Source organism: Streptomyces sp. NPDC050610 (assembly GCF_040654875.1).
Taxonomy (GTDB): domain Bacteria; phylum Actinomycetota; class Actinomycetes; order Streptomycetales; family Streptomycetaceae; genus Streptomyces.
This window is the reverse complement of sequence record NZ_JBFAIV010000007.1, coordinates 97,964-122,910: the sequence shown is the minus strand read 5'-3', so window position 1 is coordinate 122,910 and position 24,947 is coordinate 97,964. Positions and strand designations below refer to the sequence as shown.

Annotated in this window: 23 protein-coding genes; 8 read left to right on the top strand and 15 right to left on the bottom strand. The window is 71.0% G+C overall.

Annotation, left to right across the window (positions count from 1 at the left end):
- Nucleotides 1-43: 43 nt before the first annotated feature.
- The 11 genes from AB0I22_RS11370 to AB0I22_RS11320 all read right to left on the bottom strand — a co-directional run bounded on the left by AB0I22_RS11370 (nt 44) and on the right by AB0I22_RS11320 (nt 11,881).
- Entirely contained in the window at nt 44-778 is a 735-nt protein-coding gene (locus tag AB0I22_RS11370; RefSeq protein WP_363130644.1) for an SRPBCC domain-containing protein, read from the bottom strand.
- Nucleotides 779-815: 37 nt separating this feature from the next.
- Nucleotides 816-1,502 (bottom strand): helix-turn-helix domain-containing protein, encoded by a 687-nt coding sequence (locus AB0I22_RS11365; RefSeq protein ID WP_363130479.1) that lies wholly within the window; start codon nt 1,500-1,502, stop codon nt 816-818.
- Nucleotides 1,503-1,732: 230 nt separating this feature from the next.
- On the bottom strand, nt 1,733-3,142 hold the full coding sequence (locus AB0I22_RS11360; protein ID WP_363130643.1) for an SDR family NAD(P)-dependent oxidoreductase: 1,410 nt from the start codon (nt 3,140-3,142) through the stop codon (nt 1,733-1,735).
- Between the two features lie 281 nt (nt 3,143-3,423).
- Nucleotides 3,424-4,317, bottom strand: a complete 894-nt coding sequence (locus AB0I22_RS11355) for an amidohydrolase family protein (RefSeq protein ID WP_363130478.1) — start codon at nt 4,315-4,317, stop codon at nt 3,424-3,426.
- A gap of 4 nt (nt 4,318-4,321) precedes the next feature.
- Nucleotides 4,322-4,633 (bottom strand): L-rhamnose mutarotase, encoded by a 312-nt coding sequence (locus AB0I22_RS11350; protein WP_363130477.1) that lies wholly within the window; start codon nt 4,631-4,633, stop codon nt 4,322-4,324.
- 174 nt (nt 4,634-4,807) lie between these two features.
- On the bottom strand, nt 4,808-5,809 hold the full coding sequence (locus AB0I22_RS11345) for an aldo/keto reductase (RefSeq protein ID WP_363130476.1): 1,002 nt from the start codon (nt 5,807-5,809) through the stop codon (nt 4,808-4,810).
- On the bottom strand, nt 5,806-6,561 hold the full coding sequence (locus tag AB0I22_RS11340) for an SDR family oxidoreductase (RefSeq protein ID WP_363130475.1): 756 nt from the start codon (nt 6,559-6,561) through the stop codon (nt 5,806-5,808). The genes AB0I22_RS11345 and AB0I22_RS11340 overlap by 4 nt, the downstream gene beginning before the upstream one ends.
- A complete protein-coding gene (locus AB0I22_RS11335) occupies nt 6,558-7,925 on the bottom strand; it encodes an L-fuconate dehydratase (protein WP_363130474.1) in 1,368 nt (455 codons plus the stop codon). The genes AB0I22_RS11340 and AB0I22_RS11335 overlap by 4 nt, the downstream gene beginning before the upstream one ends.
- A 287-nt stretch (nt 7,926-8,212) precedes the next feature.
- Entirely contained in the window at nt 8,213-9,256 is a 1,044-nt protein-coding gene (locus AB0I22_RS11330; protein ID WP_363130473.1) for an ABC transporter permease, read from the bottom strand.
- A complete protein-coding gene (locus AB0I22_RS11325; protein ID WP_363130472.1) occupies nt 9,249-10,823 on the bottom strand; it encodes a sugar ABC transporter ATP-binding protein in 1,575 nt (524 codons plus the stop codon). The genes AB0I22_RS11330 and AB0I22_RS11325 overlap by 8 nt, the downstream gene beginning before the upstream one ends.
- Nucleotides 10,820-11,881, bottom strand: coding sequence for a sugar ABC transporter substrate-binding protein (locus AB0I22_RS11320; protein WP_363130471.1), 1,062 nt, complete (start codon nt 11,879-11,881; stop codon nt 10,820-10,822). Before AB0I22_RS11320 ends, AB0I22_RS11325 begins: the two co-directional genes overlap by 4 nt.
- A gap of 188 nt (nt 11,882-12,069) precedes the next feature.
- On the opposite strand from AB0I22_RS11320, the gene AB0I22_RS11315 reads away from it, so the two are divergent.
- Nucleotides 12,070-12,777, top strand: coding sequence for a FadR/GntR family transcriptional regulator (locus AB0I22_RS11315; protein WP_363130642.1), 708 nt, complete (start codon nt 12,070-12,072; stop codon nt 12,775-12,777).
- A 160-nt stretch (nt 12,778-12,937) separates the two neighbouring features.
- Here the strand turns inward: AB0I22_RS11315 and AB0I22_RS11310 are convergent, their stop codons facing one another.
- From AB0I22_RS11310 to AB0I22_RS11300, 3 genes are read right to left on the bottom strand one after another with little or no spacing between them, the layout of a single operon-like run.
- Complete coding sequence (locus AB0I22_RS11310) at nt 12,938-14,248, bottom strand: M20/M25/M40 family metallo-hydrolase (protein WP_363130470.1); 1,311 nt, start codon at nt 14,246-14,248, stop codon at nt 12,938-12,940.
- A complete protein-coding gene (locus AB0I22_RS11305) occupies nt 14,245-15,609 on the bottom strand; it encodes a cytosine permease (protein ID WP_363130469.1) in 1,365 nt (454 codons plus the stop codon). Before AB0I22_RS11305 ends, AB0I22_RS11310 begins: the two co-directional genes overlap by 4 nt.
- Complete coding sequence (locus AB0I22_RS11300) at nt 15,609-16,559, bottom strand: DUF1177 domain-containing protein (RefSeq protein WP_363130468.1); 951 nt, start codon at nt 16,557-16,559, stop codon at nt 15,609-15,611. The genes AB0I22_RS11305 and AB0I22_RS11300 overlap by 1 nt, the downstream gene beginning before the upstream one ends.
- 160 nt (nt 16,560-16,719) lie before the next feature.
- Between AB0I22_RS11300 and AB0I22_RS11295 the strand changes: the two genes are divergently transcribed.
- The 3 genes from AB0I22_RS11295 (at nt 16,720) to AB0I22_RS11285 (ending at nt 19,865) form a co-directional block, all read left to right on the top strand.
- Entirely contained in the window at nt 16,720-17,535 is an 816-nt protein-coding gene (locus tag AB0I22_RS11295) for an IclR family transcriptional regulator (RefSeq protein WP_363130467.1), read from the top strand.
- Between the two features lie 76 nt (nt 17,536-17,611).
- Nucleotides 17,612-18,349: a dipeptidase PepE gene (gene pepE, locus AB0I22_RS11290; protein ID WP_363130466.1), complete on the top strand. Its 738-nt coding sequence runs from the start codon at nt 17,612-17,614 to the stop codon at nt 18,347-18,349.
- Between the two features lie 70 nt (nt 18,350-18,419).
- Entirely contained in the window at nt 18,420-19,865 is a 1,446-nt protein-coding gene (locus AB0I22_RS11285; protein ID WP_363130465.1) for a lipase maturation factor family protein, read from the top strand.
- Between the two features lie 296 nt (nt 19,866-20,161).
- On the opposite strand, the gene AB0I22_RS11280 is transcribed toward AB0I22_RS11285, so the two are convergent.
- The gene (locus AB0I22_RS11280; RefSeq protein WP_363130464.1) at nt 20,162-20,794 is read right to left on the bottom strand and encodes a TetR/AcrR family transcriptional regulator; all 633 of its coding nucleotides are present in this window, start codon (nt 20,792-20,794) and stop codon (nt 20,162-20,164) included.
- Nucleotides 20,795-20,994: 200 nt separating this feature from the next.
- Here AB0I22_RS11280 and AB0I22_RS11275 point away from each other — a divergent pair, with 200 nt between their 5' ends.
- The 4 genes from AB0I22_RS11275 (at nt 20,995) to AB0I22_RS11260 (ending at nt 24,876) form a co-directional block, all read left to right on the top strand.
- On the top strand, nt 20,995-22,605 hold the full coding sequence (locus AB0I22_RS11275) for a CocE/NonD family hydrolase (protein WP_363130463.1): 1,611 nt from the start codon (nt 20,995-20,997) through the stop codon (nt 22,603-22,605).
- Nucleotides 22,606-22,757: 152 nt separating this feature from the next.
- Complete coding sequence (locus AB0I22_RS11270; protein WP_363130462.1) at nt 22,758-23,342, top strand: isochorismatase family protein; 585 nt, start codon at nt 22,758-22,760, stop codon at nt 23,340-23,342.
- A gap of 9 nt (nt 23,343-23,351) precedes the next feature.
- Nucleotides 23,352-24,284, top strand: a complete 933-nt coding sequence (locus AB0I22_RS11265) for an alpha/beta hydrolase (protein WP_363130461.1) — start codon at nt 23,352-23,354, stop codon at nt 24,282-24,284.
- A gap of 49 nt (nt 24,285-24,333) precedes the next feature.
- Entirely contained in the window at nt 24,334-24,876 is a 543-nt protein-coding gene (locus AB0I22_RS11260; protein ID WP_363130460.1) for a cupin domain-containing protein, read from the top strand.
- Nucleotides 24,877-24,947: the final 71 nt, after the last annotated feature.

Sequence of the window (24,947 nt, the reverse complement as noted above, 5' to 3'; positions counted from 1 at the left end):
AGGGGCGGGCCCGTCACGCGTCTCGCGGCCCGGCCGCTCGGCGTCAGGGGCGGGCGAACAGGCCCGTGAGCCAGTCCTGCCAGACCCGCTCGGTCTCCTTCCGGTCCGCGCCTGCGGCGAACTCGTGCACGGCGACGCCCACCGGGGCGCCGAACGCGTCCCGCCCGAAGAAGCGGTACAGGGCGTCGTCCGTGCGCAGCCCGATGAAGTGCGCGCCGCGGTAGTCCACCACGGCATCAAGCGGGGCGATCCCGGTCGGCTCGACCCGTACCCGCGCGCCCTCCGCCGCGTCGTCGGCGAGGCCCAGGCCCCGGCGCACCGCGTCGAACGAACCCGGTGCGGCGGAGGCGGCGGGGCCCTCGACGGCGGTGTACGCGGCCGGGCGGCCGGGGAAGTGCGCCAGGTACTGCCGGAGGGTGTGCAGGTAGAAGTCGGTGTGCTGGTTGGCGCCGTCGTACTGGTTGTCCCAGTCGTCCACGAAGATGCCGCTGTGCACGTAGCGCACCCAGGAGCCGTTCTCGCGGGGTTCGATGACGTGGTCGAGCTGGTTGAGCGTCTGGTTCTCCGCGCCCTCGACCTCGCCCTCGGACCGGGCGGTCAGCCGGTGCGGCGGGTCCCAGGCGGTGACGGTGCCGCCGAAGGGGGCGGCGCCTCCCGTACGCGGTTCGTACTCCATCGGCCACAGCCAGCCGCCCGTACCGGTGGTGATCGCCTCCCATACCTGCTCGGGCGACGAGGGAACCTCGAATTCCCGGACGATCTCGAATTTCTTGCCCATGGCGGTGTCTCCTGCGTTCGCGTCGGTCACTTGCCGATCACTTCTCGACTGCTGCTGATGATTCGGCCGCTTCGGATGCTGCTGATGCTTCAGCCGCTTTGGATGCTGCGGATGGTTCGCCCGTCGGCCGCGCCTCGACGGCCTCGGCCTTGACGGCGGGGTGCAGGGCGATGACGAGGCGGTGCTCCCGCCCGCCTTCGGCCGATTCGCTGTGGTACTTGCTGACCAAGTCGCCGACGCCCCGCGTCAGTTCATCGACGAACGCGGCCCGGTCGGCGGCGGAGGCGAACCGCACCTCGCCGTCGAGGGCGAACGTAGCGAGCCGCTTACGGGCCTTCGCCGCGCCGGTGACCAGCGCGCCCACATCGCGTACCAGCCGTGCGGCGACGGCGAGCAGCCAGCGGGCGGAGAGCTGGTCCCGGAAGCGGGCGGGGTCGGGCTGCACCTCGGCGAGGGCGAGCGGGGAGATCACGTACGAGGCAGCGGTGGCCCGCATCAGCCGCTCCGTGACGCTGCCCTTCCTGCGCTCCCCGGACAGCTCGATCAGACCGTGCCGTTCCAACGCCTTGAGGTGGTAGTTCACCTTCTGCCGGGCCAGGCCCACCTTCGCGGCCAGCATGGCGGCCGACGCCGGTTCGGCCAGCTCGGCGAGGAGCCGGGCCCGTATCGGGTCGAGCGAGATCTCTGCGGCGGCGGGGTCCTCGATCACTGTCACGTCCAACATGACCTCACCCTCTCACCGACAATTATTTTTGTCCAGACTTATTTTCCTGTCCGTTCGACCGGCGAGAAGAGCCCTGTCCGTCCGACCGCGGCGAGAAGAGCGAGGAGACCGACGAGAAGGGCAAGAAGGAGGGCAACGAAAAGGGCGGGGCCCACGACACTCGACCGGTGTCGTGGGCCCCGCCCTCCGCTGTTCCGCTGTTCCGCGCATGCCCCGGCAGGGGCCGCCGCTCACCAGGCGGCGGGCGCGTAGTCCTTGAGGAAGCAGCCGTACAGGTCCTCGCCCTCCTCGCCGCGGACGATCGGGTCGTAGACCCGGGCCGCCCCGTCGACCAGGTCCAGCGGGGCGTGGAAGCCGTCCGCCGCCAGCCGCACCTTGTCCGGGTGCGGGCGCTCGTCGGTGATCCAGCCCGTGTCGACGGCGGTCATCAGGATGCCGTCGGAGTCCAGCATCTCCTGGGCGCTGGTGCGGGTGAGCATGTTCAGGGCGGCCTTGGCCATGTTGGTGTGCGGGTGGCCCGCGCCCTTGTAGCCGCGGCTGAACTGCCCCTCCATCGCGGAGACGTTCACCACGTACTTGCGGCGCGCGGCGGCCGCCGCCATCGCCGGGCGCAACCGGCTCACCAGCACGAACGGCGCCGTCACATTGCACAGCTGCACTTCGAGCAGTTCGACGGGGTCGACCTCGTTCACCCGCTGTATCCAGCTGTTCGACGCGTCGAGGTCCGGTACGAGCCCGCCCGCGTCGATCGCGGTGCCCGCCTCGACCCGCGCGAGCGACGCGGAGCCGCTGGTCAGCGCCAGGTCGGTGAGGGTCTGCGGGGTCAGCGCGTCATGGCCGGCGATGGCCGGGCCCGGCAGCTCGGGCTGCGCGCCGCTGCCGAACGCCCCGAAGACGACGGACCGCGGCAGCTCCCCCGCCGGCAGCGGGCCCGCCTCGGCGTTGATCAGCTCGCGGTACGCCTGCGGGGAGCGCCGCACGGTCTGCGCGGCGTTGTTGATCAGGATGTCCAGCGGGCCGTCCGCGCTCACGGAGTCGGCGAGCGCCACGACCTGCGCGGGGTCGCGCAGATCGATGCCGACGATCTTGAGCCGGTGCAGCCAGTCCCCGCTGTCCTCCATCGCCTTGAACCGCCGGACGGCGTCGTTCGGGAACCGGGTGGTGATCGTCGTGTGCGCGCCGTCGCGCAGCAGCCGCAGCGCGATGTACATGCCGATCTTGGCCCGGCCGCCGGTGAGCAGCGCGCGCCGTCCGGTCAGGTCCGCGCGGGCGTCGCGGCGCGCCCGGTTCTGCGCGGCGCAGTCCTGGCACAACTGGTGGTAGAAGGCGTCCACCTCGACGTAGCGCGTCTTGCAGATGTAGCAGGAGCGGGGGCGCTCCAGGATGCCGACGATCTCGGCGGACGAGGTCGCGGCGAGCGGTATGCCGCGCGTCTCATCGTCGATGCGGTCGGCGGCGCCGGTCGCCGTGGCCTCCGTGACCGCCTTGTCGTTGGCGGTCTTCGCGGCTCGGCGCTCCTGGCGGCGGCGCTGCTTGACCGTGCGGTAGATGCCGGAGGTGGCGCGGCGGATCGCGATGGCGTCCGGGTGGTCCACGGGCAGCTCGTCGAGCTCGGCGAGGACGCTCAGGCAGACCGCCATGCGCTCCGCGTCGATGCCGGGGGCGCCCGCGTCGGCGCCCGGAACCTCCGCACCCGGCCCATCGGCCTCCACGCGGCCGTCGGGCCGCGGTTCGCCGCCGGGGGCCGGGATCGTGGGCTTCGCCGCCCCTACCGGGTGCTCGGCCGCCTGACCGGCCCTGTTCTCTTCAGTGACCGTCATCGCCGGTGCCGTTTCCCACTCTGTCCGTCTGCTCTGTTCGAGCCTCAGCCCTGTTCAACTCTCAGCAGAACTTTACTTGACGTTTTCGGCCAGGCCGCGGCTCAGCCCTTCGGGTCCAGGCCGTACGTCCGTACCGCCGTCCCCGCGAAGACCGCCGCCGACTCGGCCGGACCGAGGCCGCGGGTCAGCTCGCGCGCCGCGGCCAGGACCTCGGTGTAGGAGGCGGCGAGGCGGCAGACCGGCCAGTCGGAGCCGAACATCAGCCGGTCGGGGCCGAAGGCGTCGAGCACGGTGTCGGCGTACGGGCGCAGGTCGTCCACCGTCCAGGTCTCCCAGTCGGCCTCGGTGACCAGGCCGGAGAGCTTGCAGACCGTGTTGGGCAGCGCGGCGAGCGCGCGGACGGCGTCCGACCAGGGCCGCGGGCCGCCGGCGGCGATGGGCGGCTTGCCGAGGTGGTCGAGGACGAAGGTGAGCTGCGGCACGGCCGCGGCAGCGGCGCGGGCGGCCGGCAACTGATGGTCGAGGACGACGAGGTCGTACGCGAGACCGGCCGCGGCGACCGCCGCCAGCCCGCGCAGCACCTCGGGCCGGAGCAGCCACTCCGGGTCCGCCTCGCCCTGGACCTGGTGGCGAATGGACACCAGTCGCTCGCCGCCGGGCAGGTCGCGCAGGGCGGCCAGGGAGTCGGCGACGTCGGGTGCGGTGAGGTCGGTCCAGCCGACGACTCCGGCGATCAGCTCGTCGTCCGCCGCGAGTGCGAGCAGCTCCGGGGTCTCCTCGGCCACCGTGACCGTTTGGACGACCACGCTCGCCGTAACCCCGGCCGCCGCCGCCTCGGGCCGGAGGTCGGCCGGGGCGAAGTTCCTCCGCAGCGGGGCCATCCGGGGTCCGGTGATCCAGTCCTGGTCCCGTACCGCCAGGTCCCAGACGTGGTGGTGCGCGTCCACGATCCCGGTCGGAGGCGCGGCGCTCCGGTCCGTGCGCTCTGTCGTCACGGCGTCACAGCTCCCATACGACGGGCAGCCCGGCGGCGGCTCCGTCCTGCGAGTAGTCATGGGCGGTGTCCAGAAGTTCACCCATCCGCGCCTGCCAGGCGACGTTGACCGGCAGTTTCTCCAGCTCCGCGAGCATCCGCGGGTAGTCGGGGCACTCGATGACGTGGAAGAGGTCGGTGCCGCTGCGCCAGATGGTCCACGAGTCGGCTCCGGCGGCCCGGATGGCGGCGACCAGTTCGGCGGGCACTTCGCGGTGCGCCGCCTCGTACTCCTCGATCCGCTCGGGGCGGACCGTGGTGTGCAGGGCGATCCTCATGGCAGCTCCTGGATCGAAGGGGCGGTACGGACGTACGGGCGCTACGGACTTACGAGCGGGTACGGACGTACGGGCGCTACGGACTTACGGGCGGGTACGGGCGTACGAGCCGGTACGGACGTACGAGCAGAGGCGCCGGCCAGCACGCAAGCGGCGGCGCACAAGGACCAGCGGCTATCGCACCCCCCGCCCCGGCGCCGGAACCGGCACGCGTTCCGGCAGCAGCCCGCGCTCGCGCAGTTCGGTCCAGAACTCCGCGGGCACCGGCCGCCGCAGCAGATCCGCGCCGTCGCGGACCTCGCCAGCCGAGCGGGCGCCGACCAGGACGCTCGCGACGGCCGGGTGGCCGAAGGGGAAGTGCAGGGCCGCGGCCCGCAGCGGTATGCCGTGCCGTTCGGCCACGGTCCGCGCGGCCAGCGCCCGTTCCAGTACGCGCGGGGGCGCGGCTTCGTAGTCGTACCGGGCGCCGGGGCACGGGTCGGCGAGCAGCCCGGAGTTGAAGACCCCGCCGACCACCACGCTCTTGCCGCGCGCCGTCGCCTCGGGGAGCAGTTCCGCGAGGCCGCTCTGGTCGAGGAGGGTGTAGCGGCCGGCGAGCAGCACGGCGTCGACGTCGGTGTCGCGCAGGAAGCGGGCGAGCGGCGCGGCATGGTTCATGCCCGCGCCGATCGCGCCGACGACGCCTTCGGCGCGGAGCCGTTCCAGGGCCGGGTAGGCGTGGTCGAGGGCCTGCCGGAGGTGGTCGTCGGGGTCGTGCAGGTATACGACGTCGACGCGGTCCAGGCCGAGCCGCGCGAGGCTGGCCTCGATGCCGCGCAGCACGCCGTCCGCGCTGAAGTCCCAGATCCGGCGGTGGGTGGCGGGCACGGCGAAGCCGCCCGCGGTGTCCTCGCCCACGGCGGCGGGGTCCGCTTCCAGCAGCCGTCCGACCTTGGTGGACACGGTGTACTCGGCGCGCGGCCGGTCGCGCAGGGCGGCGCCGAGGCGGCGTTCGGAGAGGCCGAGGCCGTAGTGCGGCGCGGTGTCGAAGTAGCGCATCCCCGCTTCCCAGGCGGCGTCGACGGCGGCTCTGGCGTCGGCGTCGCTGACGGGGGTGTAGAGGTTGCCTATGGCGGCGGCTCCGAAGGACAGCTCGGTGACGCGGACCGTGCCGCGGCCGAGCCGGGCGGACCTCACCGTTCGGCCGGGCGCAGTCGCAGTCCCTGCATTCCGCCGTCGACGGCGAGGGCCGTGCCGGTGACGGAGGCGGCGGCGGGGCTCGCCAAGTAGGCGATGGCGGCGGCCACTTCACCGGCGGTGACCAGACGGCCCATCGGCTGACGGGCGTTCAGGGCGGCGCGTTCGGCCTCGGGGTCGTCGGCCGCGTCCAGCAGCCGGCCGACCCAGGGGGTGTCGGCGGTGCCGGGGTTGACGCAGTTGACGCGGATGCCCTCGCGGACGTGGTCGGCGGCCATGGCGAGGGTCAGCGAGAGGACCGCGCCCTTGCTGGCCGAGTACAGGGCGCGTTGCGGGAGTCCGGCGGTGGCGGCGATGGAGCAGGTGTTGACGATCGCGGCGTGTGCGGAGCGCCGCAGGTGCGGCAGGGCGGCCCGGCTCGTACGGACGACTCCCATGACGTTGACGTCGAGTACGCGGCGCCATTCCTCGTCGTCGTTGTCGGCGACGGTGCCGGCGGCGCCGATGCCGGCGTTGTTGATCAGGATGTCGAGGCCGCCGAGTTCGGCGGTGGCCGCCTGGACGGCCGCGCGTACGGACGCGTCGTCGCCGACGTCGGCCGCGTGGCCGAGCAGCGGTTCCCCGGCCGCCTTGGGGTCGAGGTCGAGCACCGCGACGCGGGCGCCGCGCTCGGCGAGGAGTCGGGCCGTCGCCAGGCCGATGCCCGAACCGCCGCCTGTGACAAGGGCGTTAAGTCCCTGAAGTTCCGTCATGCCGCTTCTCCTTCTGATCCGTCTGTGCCGTCGGGCGGCCCTTGCGAGGCGCGGTCGGCGGCCCAGAAGTCGCCGTCCGGGTAGGTGTACCGGGCGATGGACTCGGGCCGCATGGCGGCCGAGAAGCCGGGGGCGAGCGGCGCGCCGTAGTGGCCGTCGCGGATGCGCACGGGCTCGGTGAAGTGCTCGTGGAGGTGGCCGACGTACTCGATGACGCGGTCGTCGGTGGTGCCGGAGAGCGCCACGTAGTCGAACATCGACAGGTGCTGGACGAGCTCGCAGAGTCCGACGCCGCCCGCGTGCGGGCAGACGGGGACGCCGTATTTGGCGGCGAGCAGCAGGATGGCGAGGTTCTCGTTGACGCCGCCGACGCGGGCCGCGTCGATCTGGAGGATGTCGAGCGCGTCCGCCTGGAGCATCTGCTTGAAGACGATCCGGTTCTGTACGTGCTCGCCGGTGGCGACCTTCACGGGGGCGACGGCCCGGCGGACGGCGGCGTGGCCGAGCACGTCGTCGGGGCTGGTGGGCTCCTCGATCCAGTAGGGGTCGAACTCCGCGAGCGCGTTGGTCCAATCGATGGCCTCGCGCACGTTCCAGCGCTGGTTGGCGTCGATGGCGATGCGGACGCCGGGGCCGACGGCGGCGCGGGCGGTGCGCATCCGCCGGATGTCGTCGTCGAGGTCGGCGCCGACCTTGAGTTTGATCTGGGTGAAGCCGTCGGCGACGGCCTGCCGGGCGAGGCGGGTGAGCTTCTCGTCTGGGTAGCCGAGCCAGCCGGGCGAGGTGGTGTAGCCGGGGTAGCCGTGGGCGAGCAGCCGCTCCGTGCGTTCGGCGGCTCCGTCGCGGCCGCGCCGCAGGAGGCCGAGGGCGTCCTCGGGGGTGAGCGCGTCGGCGATGTAACGGAAGTCGACCTGGGAGACGAGCCATTCGGGTTCGGCGTCGGCGAGCAGTTTCCACAGCGGGACGCCGGCGCGTTTGGCGGCGAGGTCCCAGGCGGCGTTGACGACCGCGCCGATGGCCATGTGCATCACGCCCTTCTCCGGTCCCAGCCACCGTAGTTGGCTGTCTCCGGTCAGGTCGCGGCAGAGCGAGCCGGGGTCGGCGCAGAGTTCGTCGACGGACCGGCCGACGACGTGGGCGCGGAGCGCGCCGATCGCCGCGACCTGGACGTCGTTGCCCCGGCCGATGGTGAAGGTGAAGCCGTGGCCCTCGGCCCCGTCGGCCGCGTCGGTGCGCAGTATCAGGTAGGCGGCGGAGTAGTCGGGATCCGGGTTCATCGCGTCCGAACCGTCGAGCTCCCGCGAGGTGGGGAACCGGATGTCGTACGTGTCGAGCGCGGTGACGCGCGGGACAGTTGAAGACACGGTGGGCCTCTCAGGCTCGGGCGGGGGTCCGGCGCCGGCCGCCGGACCCTTCGGTGTCGGATGCGACGGGGCCGGGCTCGACCGGGCCCGCTTCGGCGGAGTCGCCGGGGCAGGGCGGGGCGGGCGGCCGTCGGCGAGGGCCGGGCTCGGGCGCCGCCCCGGGGGCGCCGTGGCGCGACAGCTTCACTGGGCTCCGTACTCCTTGTGCGGTGAGGTCCGACTTGTGCGTTGAGGTCGGACTTGTGCGATGAGGCCGGGCGGCTGGTGCGCGGAGGCTGCCGGGGCGCTCAGTCCTGGGCCCTGCCGGTGGTCACGCGGGCGATCATCAGGGCGATGAGGATGATGCCGCCGTAGATGGCCTGGATCCAGAAGGACGGCACCTGGGCGAGGGTCAGCAGGTTCTGTACGACGCCGAGCAGCAGCACTCCGGTGAGGGCGCCGAACATGGTGCCCTTGCCGCCGTCGAGGCTGATGCCGCCGATGACCGCGGCCGCGAAGACCGTGAAGATCATGTTCTGGCCCTGGTTGGCGTTGATCGCGCCGACGTAGCCGGTCTGCATCAGCCCGCCGACGGAGGCCAGGACCCCGGCGACGATGTAGACGCCGAGCATGACGCGCTGGACGCGGATGCCGGCGGCGGCCGCGGCGTCGGGGTTGCCGCCGATGGCGTACAGGGCGCGGCCCCAGCGGTGGTACTTCAGCATGAAGCCCGCGGCGCCGAAGCAGCCGGCGGCCAGCCAGACCGAGAGCGGGATGGTCAGGAAGGTGCTGGTGGCGAGGGTGTAGAAGGCGTCCGGCATGCCGAAGAGGGTCTTGCCCTTGGTCGCGCCGACGAGCAGGCCGCGCAGCACGATCAGCATGGCGAGGGTGACGATGAAGGCGTTGAGCCGGAGCTTGACGACGAGGAGGCCGTTGAACGCGCCGATGGCCGCGCCGACGACGACGATCGCGAGCAGGGCCGCGCCGGTCGGCCACTGGGCGCCGAATCCGGCCTGGGCGGCGGGCAGCACGAGCAGCGCGCCGAGGGCGGGGGCGATGCCGACGACCGACTCCAGGGACAGGTCGAACTTGCCGGTGATCAGTACCAGCGATTCGGCGAGCACCACCATGGCGAGGGCCGCGGACGCGCCGAGGATGGAGATGATGTTCCGCTCGGTGAGGAACGAGTCGTTGAGCAGCGCACCGAGCACGAGCATCAGGATCAGGGCCGGTACGAGCGCCAACTCCCGTGCTCTGCGCAGCAGTACGGACTTGCCGGCCGTCCTGCCGCGTTCGGCGGCGGTGCGGTCCCCGGCGGTCGCCGAGGCCGACGGGGCCTTGGTGTCAGCCACGGTCCACTCCTTCACTTCCGTCGATCTCGTTGATCTCGCCGACCTCGTCGACCTCGTCGATTCCCTCGATCGAGGCGATCAGCTGGTGTTCGTGCCAGCCGGCCGGCAGGTCGGCGACGACGCGGCCGTGGAAGAGCGCCAGGACCCGGTCGCAGCGGCGCAGGTCGTCGACCTCGTCGGAGACGACGAGCACGGCGGTGCCGTCCTCGCTGGCGCTGTCCATCCGGGCGAGCAGCGATTCCTTGGATTTCACGTCCACGCCCGCGGTCGGGTTGATGAGGATGAGCAGCCGGGGGTCGCCGGCCAGGGCGCGGGCCATCACGACCTTCTGCGCGTTGCCGCCGGACAGGTCGGAGACCGGCTGGTCGGGGCCCTCGGCGTGGATGTCGAGGCGGCGGACGAGGGCCTGGGCGAGGGACCGTTTGCGGGCGGTGGAGACGAATCCGTACCGGCCGAGGCGGCCCGGGACGCTCATGGTGGCGTTGTCGCCGATGGACATGCCGAAGACGAGGCCCTGTTCGTGGCGGTCGCGGGGTACGCAGCCGACGCCGGCCTTGAGGGCGGCGGGCACGTCGCCGAACGGCAGCGGTTCGCCGTCGAGTTCGGCGGTTCCGGACCGCGGTGCGCGGAGCCCGGCGAGGGTTTCGGCGAGCTGTATCTTGCCGCTGGCACTGCTGCCGGCGAGCCCGACGACCTCGCCCCTGCGGATGGTGAGGTCCACGGATTCGTACGCCTCGCCCGTCAGTTGACGTACCGCCAGGCGTACGGGGGCGTCCGCGGCGGCGGTGCCGGCGATGGTGCGGGCGGCGGCGGTACGGGCGGCGGGCGCGGACTCCCCCGCCATGGCCTCGACGAGGGCGGCGCGCGGGAGGTCGGCGACGGGGGCGGTGGTGATCCAGCGGGCGTCGCGCAGCACGGTGACGGTCTGGCAGACCTCGTAGACCTCTTGGAGGTGGTGCGAGATGAACAGGAAGGTCACGCCGGACGCCTGGAGGGCGCGCATCCGGGTGAAGAGCCGTTCGATCTCGCGGCTGTCGAGCTGGGCGGTGGGTTCGTCGAGGACGATGAAGCGGGCGCCGAAGGACAGGGCGCGGGCGATCTCGACCATCTGCCGGTCCTCGACCTTGAGGTCGGCGGTGCGGGCGTCGGGGTCCACGCGGACGTCCCAGGCGTCGAGCAGTCCGGCGGCCTCGGTGCGGAGTCTGCGCCAGTCGATGAAGGAGCGGCGCGTCGGCTGACGGTTGATGAAGAGGTTCTCGGCGACGGTGAGTTCGGGTACGACGGTGGGCTTCTGGTAGACGCAGGCCACCTTGGCGCGCCAGGCGTCGCGGTCGGAGAGCGGCGGTGCGCTCTCGCCGTCGAAGGCGATGGTGCCCTCGTCGGGCGGCTGGAGGCCGGTGAGGATCGATACGAGGGTCGACTTGCCGGCACCGTTCCGGCCGACCAGGGCGTGCGATTCGCCGGGCAGTACGGTCAGCCGGCCGTCGCTCAGGGCCACGGTGGGCCCGTAGCGCTTGGTGATGCCGGCGGCCTCGACGAGGGGGCGGAGGGCGGTGTCGGCGCTCATCCGGCCGCGTTCACTGTGTTGCCCCACAGCTTCTTGTCGTCCACGTTCGCCTTGGTGACCAGCGGGGTCTGCAGCTGGTCCTCCAGGACGCCGCTGGGCAGCTTGACGATCGTGGAGTCGTGGTCGGTGGGGCCGGGCTTGAAGGTCTTCCCGGCCATGGCGGCCTTGATGTAGTACATGCCGTACTTGGCGTAGGCGTCGGCGGGCTGGGAGAGGGTGGCGTCGATCTCGCCCTTGCGGATCGCGTCGAACTCCTGCGGGATGCCGTCGTTGGAGACGATCGTGATGTGGCCGCTCTGCCCGGCCTTCTTGAGCATGCCCTTGCTCTTGAGGGTCTGGAGGGTGGGCGCGAGGTACACGCCGCCCGCCTGCATGTAGATCCCCTTGATGTCGGGGTCGGCGTTGAGCAGGGTGTCGAGCTTGGAGGCGGCGGTGTCGGACTCCCATTTGGCGGGGATCTCCAACACCTTGGCCTTGGGGTACTTCTGCTTCATGCAGCCGCGGAACGCCTCGGAGCGTTCCCGGCCGTTGACCGAGGCGAGGTCGCCCATGATCTGCACGACCTTGCCGGAGGACTGCTGCTTGCCGAGGTATTCGCAGGCCCGCGTCCCGTAGGCGACGTTGTCGGCGCGTACGACCATGGCGACCTTGCCCTTCTCGGGGGCGACGTCGACGGCGACGACGGGGACGCCCTTGCGTTCGGCCTGGTCGAGTCCGGCGGCGATGGCGGCGCTGTCGAGGGGGGCGACGACGAGGCCGCGTACGCCCTGGTTGAGCTGGTTGTTGATGTCGGTGATCTGCTGGGCCGAGTCGCTGTTGGAGTTGACGGTCTTGAGCGCGTCGACGCTCTCGGCCTTGGCCATTTTGGGCACGTAGTCGTTGTAGGACTGCCAGAACGGCGAGGTCAGCAGCGGCACGATCACACCGACCTTGCCGTCGCCTCCGCCGGCCGCGGTGTCCTTCGTGCTGCCGCACGCCGTGAGCGCCAGTGCGGCGCAGGCCGCCGCCGCCATCGCGCGCACGGCCCGCTTGCTCGACCTCGCCTGCCTACCGCTCATCTGACGGCTCCTCACCAAGGAAAGCGCTGGGGGTGCGGCCTGGTTGCCGGCACCGGCCGCGCCGAATATTTATCAGACCTCTTGGCCAGCACAACACCCCTCGTACCGCGATTTCCTCGACTTGAAGGAGTATTGGTCCGATGACTTCGCGGATAGACTGCCGCGACACGGACGCCGGGAGGGGAACCATGGAGGACATCACGCCCCCCAAGGGGACAGTGACGCAGCGCGCGATCGAGCAGATCAAGGCGATGATCGCGGGCGGGCACCTGGAGGCCGGCCAGCGGCTGCCCACCGAGCGCGACCTGGCGGCCCAACTGGGCATATCCCGCAGCTCGATGCGGGAGGCGATCCGCGCGCTGACCGTCCTCGGTGTGCTCCAGGCCCGGCACGGCTCCGGGATCTACGTCACCCAACTGGAGACCGGCGATCTGCTGGAGACCTTCGGGGTGGTCGCGCAGATATCCCGCGGCCCGCGACTGGTGGAGCTGATGGAGGTGCGGCGCATCCTGGAGTCGACGGCGACCGCGCTGGCCGCGGCCCGGATCACCGACGAACAGCTCGCCGTCGTGGCGGAGCACCTCCAGGCGATGAACGCCACCGAGGACCCGGAGGAGATCCTCGCCGCCGACCTGGCCTTCCACCGGGCGATCTGCCTGGCGGCGGGCAACGACTCGCTGGCCGCGATCGTGGAGGGCCTCTCCTCCCGCACCTTCCGGGCCCGCGTGTGGCGCGGCTACCAGCAGGAGGGCGCGTACGACCGTACGCGCAAGGAGCACGCCCGCATCCACCGGGCACTGGCGGACCGCGACCCGGAGGCGGCCCGGGTGGCGGCCGCGGCGCACGTGGCCGAGGTGGAGGAGTGGCTGCGCTCCCAACTGGACTTCATGGCCTGAGCGTTACGGGCCGCACCGGGCCGCTGGCATGCGCGACGCCCCCGCGAGGAGGAGGCGCGGGGGCGTGCGGTCTTGGGGTGTTACGGGCGGGGCATCCGGTCTGGGGTGTGACCGGCGGGGCGTGCGGTCTCGGGGTGTTACGGAAGGGGGGCGCCTGTCGTCAGCAGGTCTGCCACAGCCGCGACATGACGCGGACCCCGAACCGCAGCCCCTCCAGCGGGACCCGCTCGTCCACGCCGTGGAAGAGTCGGCCGTAGTCCAGGTCGTGCGGCAGCTTGAGGCCCTTGAAGCCGAAGCAGCGGATGCCCAGCTTGCTGAACGCCTTCGCGTCCGTGCCGCCCGGGTTGCAGTACGGCACGGGGTGGCCGTCCGGGTCCTCGGCGCGTACGGCCGCGCACATCGCGTCGACCAGCGGGCCCTCGAAGGCGGTCTCCATGCCGATGTCGTGGTTGACCCACTCGCGGCCGACCGAGGGCAGCAGCAGTTCGTCGATGGTGTCGATGAGCTCCTGCTCGTGGCCGGGCAGGAAGCGGCCGTCGACGCGTGCGGTGGCCTTGCCGGGGATCACGTTGGTCTGGTAGCCGGCCTGGAGCATGGTCGGGTTGGCGGAGTTGCGGAGCACGACCTGCATGAAGTCGGCGACCGGGCCGAGCTTGGCCAGGCTGCCCTCGATGTCGTCCTCGTCGAAGTCGACGCCGTAGAGGCGGGCGGCCTCGGCGAGCAGCTCGCGGACCGGCTCGATCAGGCGGATGGGGAAGGTGTGGCGGCCGATGCGCGTGAGGGATTCAGCGAGGTCGGTGACGGCGTTCTCGTCGTTGGGCGAGGAGCCGTGCCCGGCCCGACCGCTCGCGGTGAGCTCCATCCAGGCCATGCCGCGCTGGGCGTTCTCGATCGGGTAGAGACGGCGGTCGTCGTCGATGGCGAAGGAGAAGCCGCCGCCCTCGCCGATCGCCTCGGTGACGCCTTGGAACAGCTCGGGCCGGTGCTCGACGAGCCAGTGGCCGCCGAACTTGCCGCCCGCCTCCTCGTCCGCGAGGAAGGCCAGCACCAGGTCGCGGGAGGGGACCGTGTTCGTACGGGCGAAGTGCCGGGCGGTGGCGAGCATCACCGCGACGGTGTCCTTCATGTCGATCGCGCCGCGCCCCCACAGGTAGCCGTCGCGGATCTCGCCGGAGAACGGCGGCACCTGCCACTCGGCGGCGTCGGCCGGTACGACGTCGAGGTGGCCGTGGACGAGCAGGGCGCCGCGCGCGGGGTCGCTGCCCGCGATCCGGGCGATGACGCTGGCCCGGCCGGGGGCGCTCTCGATCAGTTCGGAGTCGATGCCGGCCTCGGCGAGCTTGCCGCGGACCCAGTCGGCGCAGGCGCGCTCGTCGCTGGTGGGGTTGGAGGTGTCGAACCGGATCAGCTCCCGGCAGAGGTCGACGACTTCCTCCTCGGCGGGGCTGTGCTGGGTGTCGGTGGTGTTCATGCCGCTCCCATGGGGGTTGCTTCGCGGGCGTCGGGGAGGCTGGTGTCCCCGTCGTCCAGGGTGGAGGTGCCGTAGCTCTTGATCCAGCCGAGGCCGCCGAGTACGCAGTACAGGACGAAGGCGGTGAGCAGGGAGTTCAGCGCGGGGATGCCGGCGGTGACGAACTTGCCGACGCAGAACGCGGCGGCCCAGATCACCAGGGACATCGGCACCCAGGTGGGCGCGGACGCGGGCAGCGTCTCGGCGTCGCGGGTGGCGTCCAGCGGCTTGCGCATCCGCCGCACGACCCAGTACTCGGCCACGATGATGCCGCCGATGGGCGGGATCGCGACGCCGAGCGTGGAGAGGAACTCGGTGAAGTGGGCCATGAGCCCGATCGCGGAGAGCACGGTGCCGACGACGCCGAGCCCGACGGTGACGACGCCGCGGTGCAGCCGCTTGCCGAAGACGACCTGGAAGAAGTTGACGATGCCGAGCGAGGAGCCGTACAGGTTCCAGTCGTTGATCTTCGCGGTGGACAGGATGACCACGATCGCGCCGACCGCGCCGGAGGTGGAGAGCACGATGTGGGTGACGTCGCTGCTCTTGACGAGGTGGCCGAGGAGCACGCCGATCATGCCGACGATGTACTCGGAGAGGATCATGGAGGAGGCGCTCTGCACGAAGACGTGCGAGCCCTTCTTGTTGTAGCGCGTCATCTCGGGGGCGACGATCGCGCCGGTCATATAGCCGCCGGCGATGGCCGTGGCGGCGACCGCGAGCGGCAGGTGCTCGCCCGGCGGCGGGGCGCTGATCAGCTCGGAGACCGAGTGGTCCATGAGCGTGGTGGTGATGGACCAGGCGATCAGCGCGAAGAAGAGCGGGGTGGCGATCTTCGCGAGCATCGCCATGTACTTGAAGCCGAAGATCACCAGGGCGGTGATGGCGACGCCCGCGACCACGCACCACAGCGCGGGCGGGCCGCCGACCAGGGCGGCGACGCTGTTGCCGAAGATCGTGTTCTGCACGCCGAACCAGCCCACCAGGCTGACCGCGATGACGAGGCTGACCAGGGCGGAGCCGTTGCGGCCGAAGCCGATCCAGCGGGTGAGCAGCGGGGTGGCCAGGCCCTCGCGCATGCCGGCCAGGCCGATGGCGAAGATCACGATTTCCAGGATGACCGCGCCGAGCGTGAAGGCGAGGAACGCCTTGCCAAAGGTCATGCCGACGCCGATGGTGGCGCCCAGGGTGAACTGGGAGAGCGAGCCGGACTGGCCCAGCCACTGGAGCAGCATGGTCCAGAAGCCGAACCGCTCGGTGCGCGGAACGCGGGACAGCGCGTAGTCGTCGCTGCCCACCGCCTTCGTTTCGGTAGCTGCCATCAGGACTCCTGTGCTCGGCCGAGGGTCTGGAGGTGTGCGAGGGACCCGTAGCGGCCCACGAGGTTGTCGAACTCCGCCTCGTCGTGGAAGTCGAGGCGCCGGTCGCCGTACGCCTTGGCGACCTCGATCGCGTACCGGGCGGCGGTGGCGATGTCGCTCTCGTGGCTGGCGCCGGTGGCGCAGCCCGGGACGGCGGCGGCCGAGGTGATCGCGAGCCCCACGACGGGGGCGGCGGTGGCCGTGGCGGGCTGCAGAATCGAATTGATGTGATGTACACCGTTACCGTACGGCGTGATGTCCTGAGTCGTCACGGGATATGTGACCAGGGGCTCACCGGAGACGACGGCCAGCAGCTCGCCGAGCTGGTCGGCGACGCGCAGCACCCACCCCTCCTTGACGGTGGGCGACAGGGCCAGGCCCCGGTGGTTGATGATGCGGTTGCCCTTGGTGGTGTCGATGGAGAGGACCGCCTCCATCTCGTCCGTGACCTCGTGCCGGTTCATGGTCGCGATGTCGACGGGCGAGCCCATGAAGGGCACCGGGTCGTGCGGCTCGGTGGGCGCGCCGGGGCAGATGTGGGTGGCCACGATCACATCGCCGGGCAGGGTGTCGCCGCGGCGCCGCATGTCGAGGAGTTTCGCGGCGGCGGCGATGGCCGAGGCCGCGCCGTCCGCGTCGGAGACCATGCCGGTGACCTCGGGGCGGGCGCCGACGCCGCCGAGCCGGCCGACGACGCCGAGGGTACGGGCGCTGCCGCCGCCGGCGCGGCCCGCGCTGCCGGGGATGCGGACGAGCACGAAGTCGGTGGAGCCCCGCTCGCCCTGGACGGTGGTGACCTGCGCGCCCGAGCCGTCGGGGCCGGCGACGGTGTCGAGGTAGTCCACCACGCTCTTGCCGGAAACCGAGGGATCATCCAGGAGGTCCACGACATCCAGCACATACTTCAACATCAGCCGCTTCTTTCCTCGTTCCGGGCGGGGGTGTTCCCAGCAGATTGAGTTGGGATAGCGTTGAACGCAAGAGTTTCCCGTTATCTGCAATCGAGGTCTGCATGGTGAGACATCCTGGAGATCCCGGAGACCCCGGAGGTTTTGGCGAGAGGGCTCGGCGATGACCGACTTCGACGCGGACCGCCGGACCCCGCCCGGACTGCTCCAGACCGTCGACCGGGCGCTGCTCGTCCTGCTCGCCTTCGAGCGGACCCGCCCGGACTGGGGGGTGACCGAGGTCGCCGAGGAGTTCGACTGGGACACCTCGGTCGCACAGCGGCTGCTCGCGACGCTGGCCGGGCGCGGCTTCCTGGTCTCGGACCCGGCCACCCGGCGGTACCGCATCGGCCCGGCCGTGCTGCGGCTCGGGCGGCTGTGGGAGCGGTCGGGGACGCTGGAGCTGCTGTCCCGGCCGGTGCTGGAGGAACTGCGCCGCGAGACCGGCGACACGGTGCTGCTGTGCGTGCCGGACAGCTTCCACATGCGCTGCGTCGCGGCCGTCGAGGGCGAGTCCGGGCCGCTGCGCTACTACCCGCTGGTCGGCGAGCTGTACCCGGCGCACGCCGGGGCCACCAGCAAGTCCTTCTACGCCTATCTGCCCGACGACCAGCGCCACCGGCTGTTCCGGGGCCGCCCCATGGCGCGGTTCACCGAGCGTACGCAGACCGACCCGGACCGGCTGGAGGAGGAGTTCCGGCAGGTACGCGCGCGGGGGTACGCCTGGACGGTCGGCGAGTACGACGCGGGGGTGGCCACCCTCGCCGTCCCCGTGTTCCTGGGCCGGGAACCGTACGGCAGCCTCAGCCTGGGCGGCGAGGAGGAGCGGTTCCCCGACGGCCCGGAAGACCGCCTCGACGCGCTGCGCCGGGCCGCGCACGCGCTGGAGAAGCGGCTCACCACTCCCCCGCAGCGGACGGCGCGCCGCCCCCAGAACTGACCATCCCCGTACCCCGATACGAAACCCCGATACGAAACCCCGGTACGAAACCCTGATACGAAGAGGAGCACGTTCCATGAACCTTCTGCTGCTTTCCAACTCCACCCAGCACGGCCAGGGTTACCTGGCGCATGCCCTGGACACCGTCACCGGGTTCCTGCCCTCCGGTGCCCGACTCGCCTTCGTGCCCTACGCGTTGGCGGCCCACGACGCGTACACCGCACGGGTGCGCGGCGCCCTGGAACCGGCCGGCATCACGGTGCGCGGCGTACACGAGAGCGGCGACCCGCTCGTCGCGCTCGCCGACGCCGACGCGGTGTTCGTCGGCGGCGGCAACTCCTTCCGGCTGCTGAGCGCGCTGTACCGGACGGGGCTGCGGGACGCGCTGCGTACGGCCGTACGGGGCGGGCTGCCGTACATGGGGGCGAGCGCGGGCACGAACATGGCGGCGCCCACCCTGCGTACCACCAATGACATGCCGATCGTGCAGCCGCCGTCCTTCGAGACGCTCGGCCTGGTCCCGTTCCAGATCAACCCGCACTACCTGGACCCCGACCCGCTGAGCACGCACAAGGGCGAGACGCGCGAGGAGCGGCTGACGGAGTTCCTGGAGGAGAACGACGTGCCGGTGCTGGGGCTGCGCGAGGGCTCGTGGCTGCGGGTCTCGGGCGAGCGGGCGACCATCGGCGGCGAGCGGCCGGCCCGGCTCTTCACGCGCGGCACGGAGCCGCGGGAGCTCCCGGCGGGCTCGGACGCCTCGCACCTGCTGACGGCCGAGGCGGCCTTCGACTCCCCGGCGCGCCGAACGGCCTGAGCCCGCTTCGACGCGCCGAGCGGTCCGAGCCCGCTCCTTCCGGTCCGCGCCGAGTGGTACGGATACGGCCATGGAGTGGTTCGCCTCGTCCGACTACTGGCTCGCCCGGCTGGTCTTCCAGCGGGGGCTGGCCGCCGTCTATCTGATCGCCTTCGTGGCGGCGGCCCGCCAGTTCCGCGCGCTCATCGGCGAGCGGGGAATGCTGCCGGTGCCCCAGTACGTGGCGCGGGTGCCGTTCCGGCGGTCCCCCAGCGTCTTCCACCTGCGCTATTCGGACCGGTTCTTCGCGCTGTGGGCCTGGGCGGGCGCGCTGCTGTCGGCGGCCATCCTGGCAGGGGCGGCCGACGCGGCCCCGCTGTGGGCGTCGATGGCGATGTGGGCGGCGCTGTGGACGCTGTATCTGTCCATCGTCAACGTCGGGCAGATCTGGTACGGGTTCGGCTGGGAGTCCCTGCTCCTGGAAGCGGGATTCCTGGCCGTCTTCCTGGGCAACGCCCGCACCGGGCCGCCCGTGCTCGTACTCTGGCTGCTGCGCTGGCTGCTGTTCCGCGTCGAGTTCGGCGCGGGCCTGATCAAAATGCGCGGCGACCGCTGCTGGCGGACGCTGAGCTGCCTGGACTACCACCACGAGACACAGCCGATGCCGGGCCCGCTGAGCTGGTTCTTCCACCGGCTCCCCCGGCCCGCGCACCGGGTGGAGACCGCAGCCAACCATGTCGCCCAACTCGTCGTGCCCTTCGGCCTGTTCACACCGCAGCCGGTGGCGACCTGGGCCGGGGCCGCGGTCATCGTCACCCAACTGTGGCTCGTCGCGTCCGGTAACTTCGCCTGGCTGAACTGGCTGACGATCCTCCTGGCCGCAAGCGCCGTGGACGCCACCCGCCTCCCGGCCCCCGCCCCTCCCCACTTCGCCGCATCCCCGATGTGGTTCGAGGTTGTCGTACTGGCCGTCACCGCCCTTGTCCTGGTGCTGAGTTACCGCCCCGCCCGCAATCTCCTCACGCGCCGTCAGCGCATGAACACCTCCTTCGATCCGCTGCGCCTGGTGAACGCCTACGGCGCCTTCGGCAGCGTCAGCCGCACCCGGCGGGAGGTGGTGATCGAGGGCACGGAGGACACGGAGATCTCGGAGGGGACGGTGTGGCGGGAGTACGGGTTCTATGGCAAACCCAGCGAGCCGCAGCGATGGCCGCGCCAGTTCGCCCCCTTTCACCTGCGGCTTGATTGGATGCTCTGGTTCGTGCCCCTCTCCCCGGCGTACGGTCGCTCGTGGTTCGACGGCTTCATCGAGCGGCTGCTGCTCAACGACCCCGACACGCTCCGCCTGCTCCGTCGCAACCCCTTTCCAGACCGGCCTCCGGGTTACGTTCGCGCCCGTATGTTCCGGTACCGGTTCACGACCTGGCGGGAGCTCCGCGAGACAGGAGCGTGCTGGCACCGGGAGTACGAACGCGACCTGCTCCCACCGGCCCGCCTCGCCGCACCGAAGGAGCCACGCACCCGCCCCGGCGTCTGATGCCGACGATGGGGGTGAGCCTCGGCTACAGATCCTTGACACCATCACCGCATACAGGGGCGCGTCTTCGAAAGGCCTGGATTCGGCGATCTTCCGACAAGGCGAACACCTGAGTCTCCTCCGTCAGCCAAGCCGGAGCGTCGACACCGAGCCACCACCCACCAGGGCCGACAAGGCTCGCAGCGAACCGCTTTTCTGTCCCATCCTGGCCAGCGCCCGAGCGGTACGCATGTGCGCCAAAGACGCGTACAAAGGGGCCCTGCGAGCAGTGGAGGACGCCTGCGGTCGGAGCCGGGTCACGCGTGTTGCTTGAAGGTGCTCTCGATGCTCGTGCGTTCGACAAGGGGGGCCGGCACCTTTGCCGGCCCCCCGGCCGCCAGGCCGTTCAGGAAGAGGGCGTTCTGGCGTCGCGCGATGTGGTCCCAGTTCGGGCCGTGTGCCAGGGGCTGCGTGGTGATCGCGCTGTGGATGATGATGTCGGTGGCGTTGACCGGCGCGCGGACGCTGCCGTCGGACCGACCGGCGTCGATGAAGCTGTCGAGCCGCCGGTTGATGGCCTCGCGTGCTTCGACAGCGGCCGGGCTGACCAGCGGCGGCGCGCCGTGCAGCGGCAGGACCATCTGGTCGCGGACAGCGAGCGCACCCTCCAGGTACCGGGCGATCGCGTCCAGGCCGCTGATGCCTTCCTCGTTCTCGATCTCGTCCAGAAGGGCGTTGAGCAGACCGTACGCGCGATACTCCAAGGCCTGCAGCAGGGCGTCGCGGTCCGGGTAGCTGCGGTAGAGGGTCCCGATGCCGAGGCCGGCTTCGGCCGCGATGCTGGCCAGCGGGACGTTGCGGCCCTCCCGGAGCATCGCCGCGACAGCAGCCGCGAGGAGTCGATCGCGGTTGGCCTCCGCGTCGCGACGGACTTTGCGAGGGCGGGGCATCGGTTCTCCTCGAAGTGACGCGACGTTCCTCTCCAGTGTATCTGGACAGTTTCGGTGAGCGTGGGCTAGCGTCAGTTAAGCGGACGAAATGTTCCGGATTTCTGACGGTCCTGTGGCTCCGACTGTCCGGCGGCGCAAGCGGGTGCACGGCTGCGGTTTGTTCGCCGCCGATCAAGAGGGGACGAACAGACGTGGTAGACGTGGCAGTGACCCCGTTCGAGACCGAGGTACGCACCCGTGCCGGCGATCTCGTACGGGCCGATGTGTACCTCCCGGAGGGCGCTTCCGGCCCCCTTCCGGTCCTGTTAGGTGCGTCGCCGTACCAAAAGTCGCTCCGCCGGCTCCCGCCGCACCCGATCTTCCCGTTCACCGAGTACGGCCCGATCCAGTTCTACCTCGACCACGGCTACGCCTACGTGGCCATGGATCTGCCCGGCACCGGACGCTCCGAAGGCACTTGGGACCCGGTTTCCCGCCAGGAAGGGGAAGCCGTCCACGACATGGTCGAGCACGTCGCGGCTCAGGACTGGGCCACCGGCGCCGTCGGCATGATCGGCATGTCCCACTACTGCTGGAGCCAGTGGAACGCCGCGCGCACGCGCCCGCCGCACCTGAAGACGATCGTCGCCTACGACGGCGCCACGGACATGTACCGGGACTGGATGTACCACGGCGGAATCCCCACCCAGGGGTTCTTCTCGTCCTGGCTCTTCGGGTCGGTTCTCATGCAACACCAGCTCAACGGGATCGACTTCCACACCGGCGGCAAGGACCAGTTCGTCTACGACGCGCTCAGCCACCCGTTCGACGACGAGTGGCAGCAGCGCCGGTCCCCGTTCTGGGAACTGGACCAGGTCGACATCCCGGTGTTCTCGATCGGCGTGTGGGGCAAGGCATCGCTGCACCTGCGCGGCAACTTCACCGGCTACGAACGCGTCACCGGTCCCAAGCAGCTCTTGGTCGCGCACCCCGACAGCTTCGCCGGCGCCCAGCGGTACTTCTTCGACGAGGACTTCCACCGGACCGAGTTGCTGCCGTGGTACGACCGCCACCTCAAGGGGGTGGACAACGGCGTGATGGACCGGCCCGCCGTCCGGTACTACGTGAACAACGAGGACACCTACCGCTCCGCCGCCGCCTGGCCGCCCCCCGATGCGCAGACCACTGCCTTCTACCTCTCCGGCGACCACAGTGGAACGGTTACGTCGCTGAACGACGGGTCCCTCACCTCGTCGCCGCCAACGGCAGAGCCCGACAGCACATCCTGGTCCTACCCGGACCCACAATGGACAGCGGGCGTCACCGTCTTCGACACCGACGGCAGGCCCGACCACACCGCACGGGTGACCACCTTCACGTCCGAACCGATGGACCGCGACCGGGAGTTCACCGGCCAGGGCGTGCTGACACTGCATGCCTCGACCGACCAGCGCGACCTCGACCTCATGGTGTCGGTGTACTTGGTGCCAGGCTCGGGAACGGCGCGGCCGACGCGGGTCAGCCAGGGGTGGCTGCGCGCGTCGCAGCGGGCCGAGGTACCCGAGCTGACCAGCCCGCTGCGTCCCTTCCACGCCCACACCCGGGCCGAACCGCTCACGCCCGGGACGGTGTACGAGCTACGCGTCGAACTGCTGCCGATGTCCTTCCTCGTCCGCCGCGGGGACCGGATCCGGCTGGCGATCAGCAACCACGACTCCCCGATCGCGGACGCTCCGATGACCCACTTCTACGGCCAAAAGGTCGGCACCGACACCTACCACCACGACGACGCCCACCCGTCCACCCTCCGACTACAGGAACGGCCGCGGTGATCACGGTCAACGACGACGTCGAGCGCGTCGTCGGACGGTGCGCGCACGCGTTCGCGGACACCGCCCGCGAACGGTTCGCCGTACCGGCGTAAGCCTGACTTGCGCCACACCGGCGTATGCCTGACAAGTCCCCACCACCACAAGGAAACATCATGCTGCTGCAGATGCTCCCGCCCGCCGACACCGCGATGCTGCTGATCGACCATCAGGACGGCACGATGAGTTGGGTCTCCTCGATCGACCAGCAAGTGATGAAGGCCAACGCCATCGCGCTCGCCAGGGCGGCCAAGGCCCTGGACATGCCACTGGTGCTGACCTCGTCGCTGGAGGACCACGCGCAGGGGCCGTTCGCCAAGGAATTCGAGGAGTTCGTCCCGGACGAGTTCGCCGCGCGCATCAAGCGCACCGGCGTCGTCAACGCCTGGGACGACCCCGCGTTCGCCGCGGCGGTCGCCGCGACCGGGCGGCGCATCCTGATCATCGCCGGCGTCACCAACGACGTGTGCACGGTCTACCCCACGCTCAGCGCACTGGCGCTGGGCTACACCGTGCACGTCGTCGCCGACGCGGGCGGCTCGACCAACAAGATCGCCGACGACGCCGCCCTGCGCCAGATGGAACTGGCCGGCGCTGTCATCACGTCGACGAACATGATTCTCACCGGGCTGGCGGGCAACTGGAATTCCCCTGCCGGACAGGCCGTCCTGCCCGCCGTCGCCTCCCTCATCCCGAACTGAGGGCCACCCATGCCCGACACCGGCGGCACCGACCCGGAGGACACGCTCCCACCGGGATTCACCCGGCGCGAAGCACGCGTCAACGGCACCACCCTGAGCTACCTGATCGGCGGCGACGGTGCTCCCCTCGTGCTGCTGCACGGCTGGCCGCAGACGGCTCTGGCGTGGCGGCACGTGCTCGCACCGCTTGCTCGGCTCGGTTTCACGGTGGTGGCGCCCGATCTGCGCGGGCTCGGTCGGTCCGCGCGGGCTCGGTCCGGCTACGAGAAGGACACGCAAGCGGACGACCTGCGCCGGCTGCTCGAATCTCTGCGGCTGAGCCGGGACGTCCGGCTGGTCGGGCACGACATCGGCGGCATGGTCGCCTTCTCCTACGCACGGAGGTTCCCCGGCGTGGTGGAGCGGCTCGTGCTCGCCGAACTCGCGGTTCCCGGGCTGGGTCTGGAGCAGGCCATGGACGTGGCCGCCGGGGGCAGGTGGCACTTCGGCCTGTTCATGGCCCCGGAGGTGCCGGAACTGCTGTTCTCCGGCCACGAACACGCTTTCTTCACCTGGTGGTTCGCCCACCTCGCGGGCACGCCTGGCGCGATCGGCACGGCGGATGTCGCCGCGGTGACCCGCGCCTACTCCGGCGCCGAATCACTGCGGTGCGGCTTCGAGCACTACCGGACCCTGCTCGCCGACGGGCAGGTCAACCGCACCTGGTACGAGGAGGGCGGCCGACTCACCATGCCGGTGCTCGCGCTGGGCGGTGAGTTGGGAGCCGGCACCCGGCTCGCCGATGCCCTCCGGCCGGCGGTCCCCGGCGTGATCGCCGGCGTCGTGCCCCGCAGCGGACACTTCGTCGCGGAAGAAGATCCCGGGAGTTTCCTGGAGATCCTCGTCCCCTTCCTGACCGGTACCGTCCGCCCCCGAACGCGATCAGAGACCGTTGCACGCTGACATCGCGACGCACACCACCGGCGGCTCGCCGCCTCGTAGGGAGAGAGTCATGACCGAGACCACCAATTCGCCCGGCGGGACCGGATCCCCCGTCCCGCGCGATGATCCGCAGCGGCAGCTCACGGTCGTTCGTCCCGGCGAGGACGGCGACCTCCGGCATCTGGCGCTCGTCGGCGACATCTACACCATCCTGCTGTCCGGTGAACAGACCGACGGCCGGTACTGCCTCATCGAGATGCGCGTCCCGCCGGGCGGTGGCCCGCCGCCGCACCGGCACGACTTCGAGGAGATGTTCACGATCCTGGAAGGACAGATCCAGTTCACCTTCCGCGGGCAGGAAGTCACCGTGAACGCGGGCGAGACCGTGAACATCCCGGCGAACGCGCCGCATTTCTTCCGCAACGTCTCCGGCCGCCCGGCACGCATGCACTGCATGTGCACCCCCGTCGGCCAGGACGAGTACTTCCTGGCCGTCGCCGATCGGGTCTCCAGCGCGACCTCGCAGCCGCCGAAGCTGGGCGAGGCCGAACTCGCGGCGCGCGGCAAGAAGGCCGCCGACCTTGCCCCGCGTTACCGCACCGAACTGCTGTGAGACCGGGGAGGCGGTGAACTCCGCGCGCTACGTGCCCACTTCCGTACGCTGGTCGATCGACGCCCATGAGG

What these genes read in the sequence shown, in the direction of transcription:
- AB0I22_RS11260 (WP_363130460.1), top strand. Translation starts at nt 24,334, where the DNA reads ATGACCGAGACCACCAATTCGCCCGGCGGGACCGGATCCCCCGTCCCG.
- AB0I22_RS11270 (WP_363130462.1), top strand. Translation starts at nt 22,758, where the DNA reads ATGCTGCTGCAGATGCTCCCGCCCGCCGACACCGCGATGCTGCTGATC.
- AB0I22_RS11360 (WP_363130643.1), bottom strand. Translation starts at nt 3,142, where the DNA reads ATGGCGGTCTGCCTGAGCGTCCTCGCCGAGCTCGACGAGCTGCCCGTG.
- AB0I22_RS11350 (WP_363130477.1), bottom strand. Translation starts at nt 4,633, where the DNA reads ATGAGGATCGCCCTGCACACCACGGTCCGCCCCGAGCGGATCGAGGAG.
- AB0I22_RS11310 (WP_363130470.1), bottom strand. Translation starts at nt 14,248, where the DNA reads ATGAACACCACCGACACCCAGCACAGCCCCGCCGAGGAGGAAGTCGTC.
- AB0I22_RS11285 (WP_363130465.1), top strand. Translation starts at nt 18,420, where the DNA reads ATGGAGTGGTTCGCCTCGTCCGACTACTGGCTCGCCCGGCTGGTCTTC.
- AB0I22_RS11325 (WP_363130472.1), bottom strand. Translation starts at nt 10,823, where the DNA reads ATGAGCGCCGACACCGCCCTCCGCCCCCTCGTCGAGGCCGCCGGCATC.
- AB0I22_RS11365 (WP_363130479.1), bottom strand. Translation starts at nt 1,502, where the DNA reads ATGTTGGACGTGACAGTGATCGAGGACCCCGCCGCCGCAGAGATCTCG.
- AB0I22_RS11340 (WP_363130475.1), bottom strand. Translation starts at nt 6,561, where the DNA reads ATGACGGAACTTCAGGGACTTAACGCCCTTGTCACAGGCGGCGGTTCG.
- AB0I22_RS11300 (WP_363130468.1), bottom strand. Translation starts at nt 16,559, where the DNA reads ATGTTGAAGTATGTGCTGGATGTCGTGGACCTCCTGGATGATCCCTCG.
- AB0I22_RS11305 (WP_363130469.1), bottom strand. Translation starts at nt 15,609, where the DNA reads ATGGCAGCTACCGAAACGAAGGCGGTGGGCAGCGACGACTACGCGCTG.
- AB0I22_RS11265 (WP_363130461.1), top strand. Translation starts at nt 23,352, where the DNA reads ATGCCCGACACCGGCGGCACCGACCCGGAGGACACGCTCCCACCGGGA.
- AB0I22_RS11315 (WP_363130642.1), top strand. Translation starts at nt 12,070, where the DNA reads ATGGAGGACATCACGCCCCCCAAGGGGACAGTGACGCAGCGCGCGATC.
- AB0I22_RS11280 (WP_363130464.1), bottom strand. Translation starts at nt 20,794, where the DNA reads ATGCCCCGCCCTCGCAAAGTCCGTCGCGACGCGGAGGCCAACCGCGAT.
- AB0I22_RS11295 (WP_363130467.1), top strand. Translation starts at nt 16,720, where the DNA reads ATGACCGACTTCGACGCGGACCGCCGGACCCCGCCCGGACTGCTCCAG.
- pepE (WP_363130466.1), top strand. Translation starts at nt 17,612, where the DNA reads ATGAACCTTCTGCTGCTTTCCAACTCCACCCAGCACGGCCAGGGTTAC.
- AB0I22_RS11320 (WP_363130471.1), bottom strand. Translation starts at nt 11,881, where the DNA reads ATGAGCGGTAGGCAGGCGAGGTCGAGCAAGCGGGCCGTGCGCGCGATG.
- AB0I22_RS11370 (WP_363130644.1), bottom strand. Translation starts at nt 778, where the DNA reads ATGGGCAAGAAATTCGAGATCGTCCGGGAATTCGAGGTTCCCTCGTCG.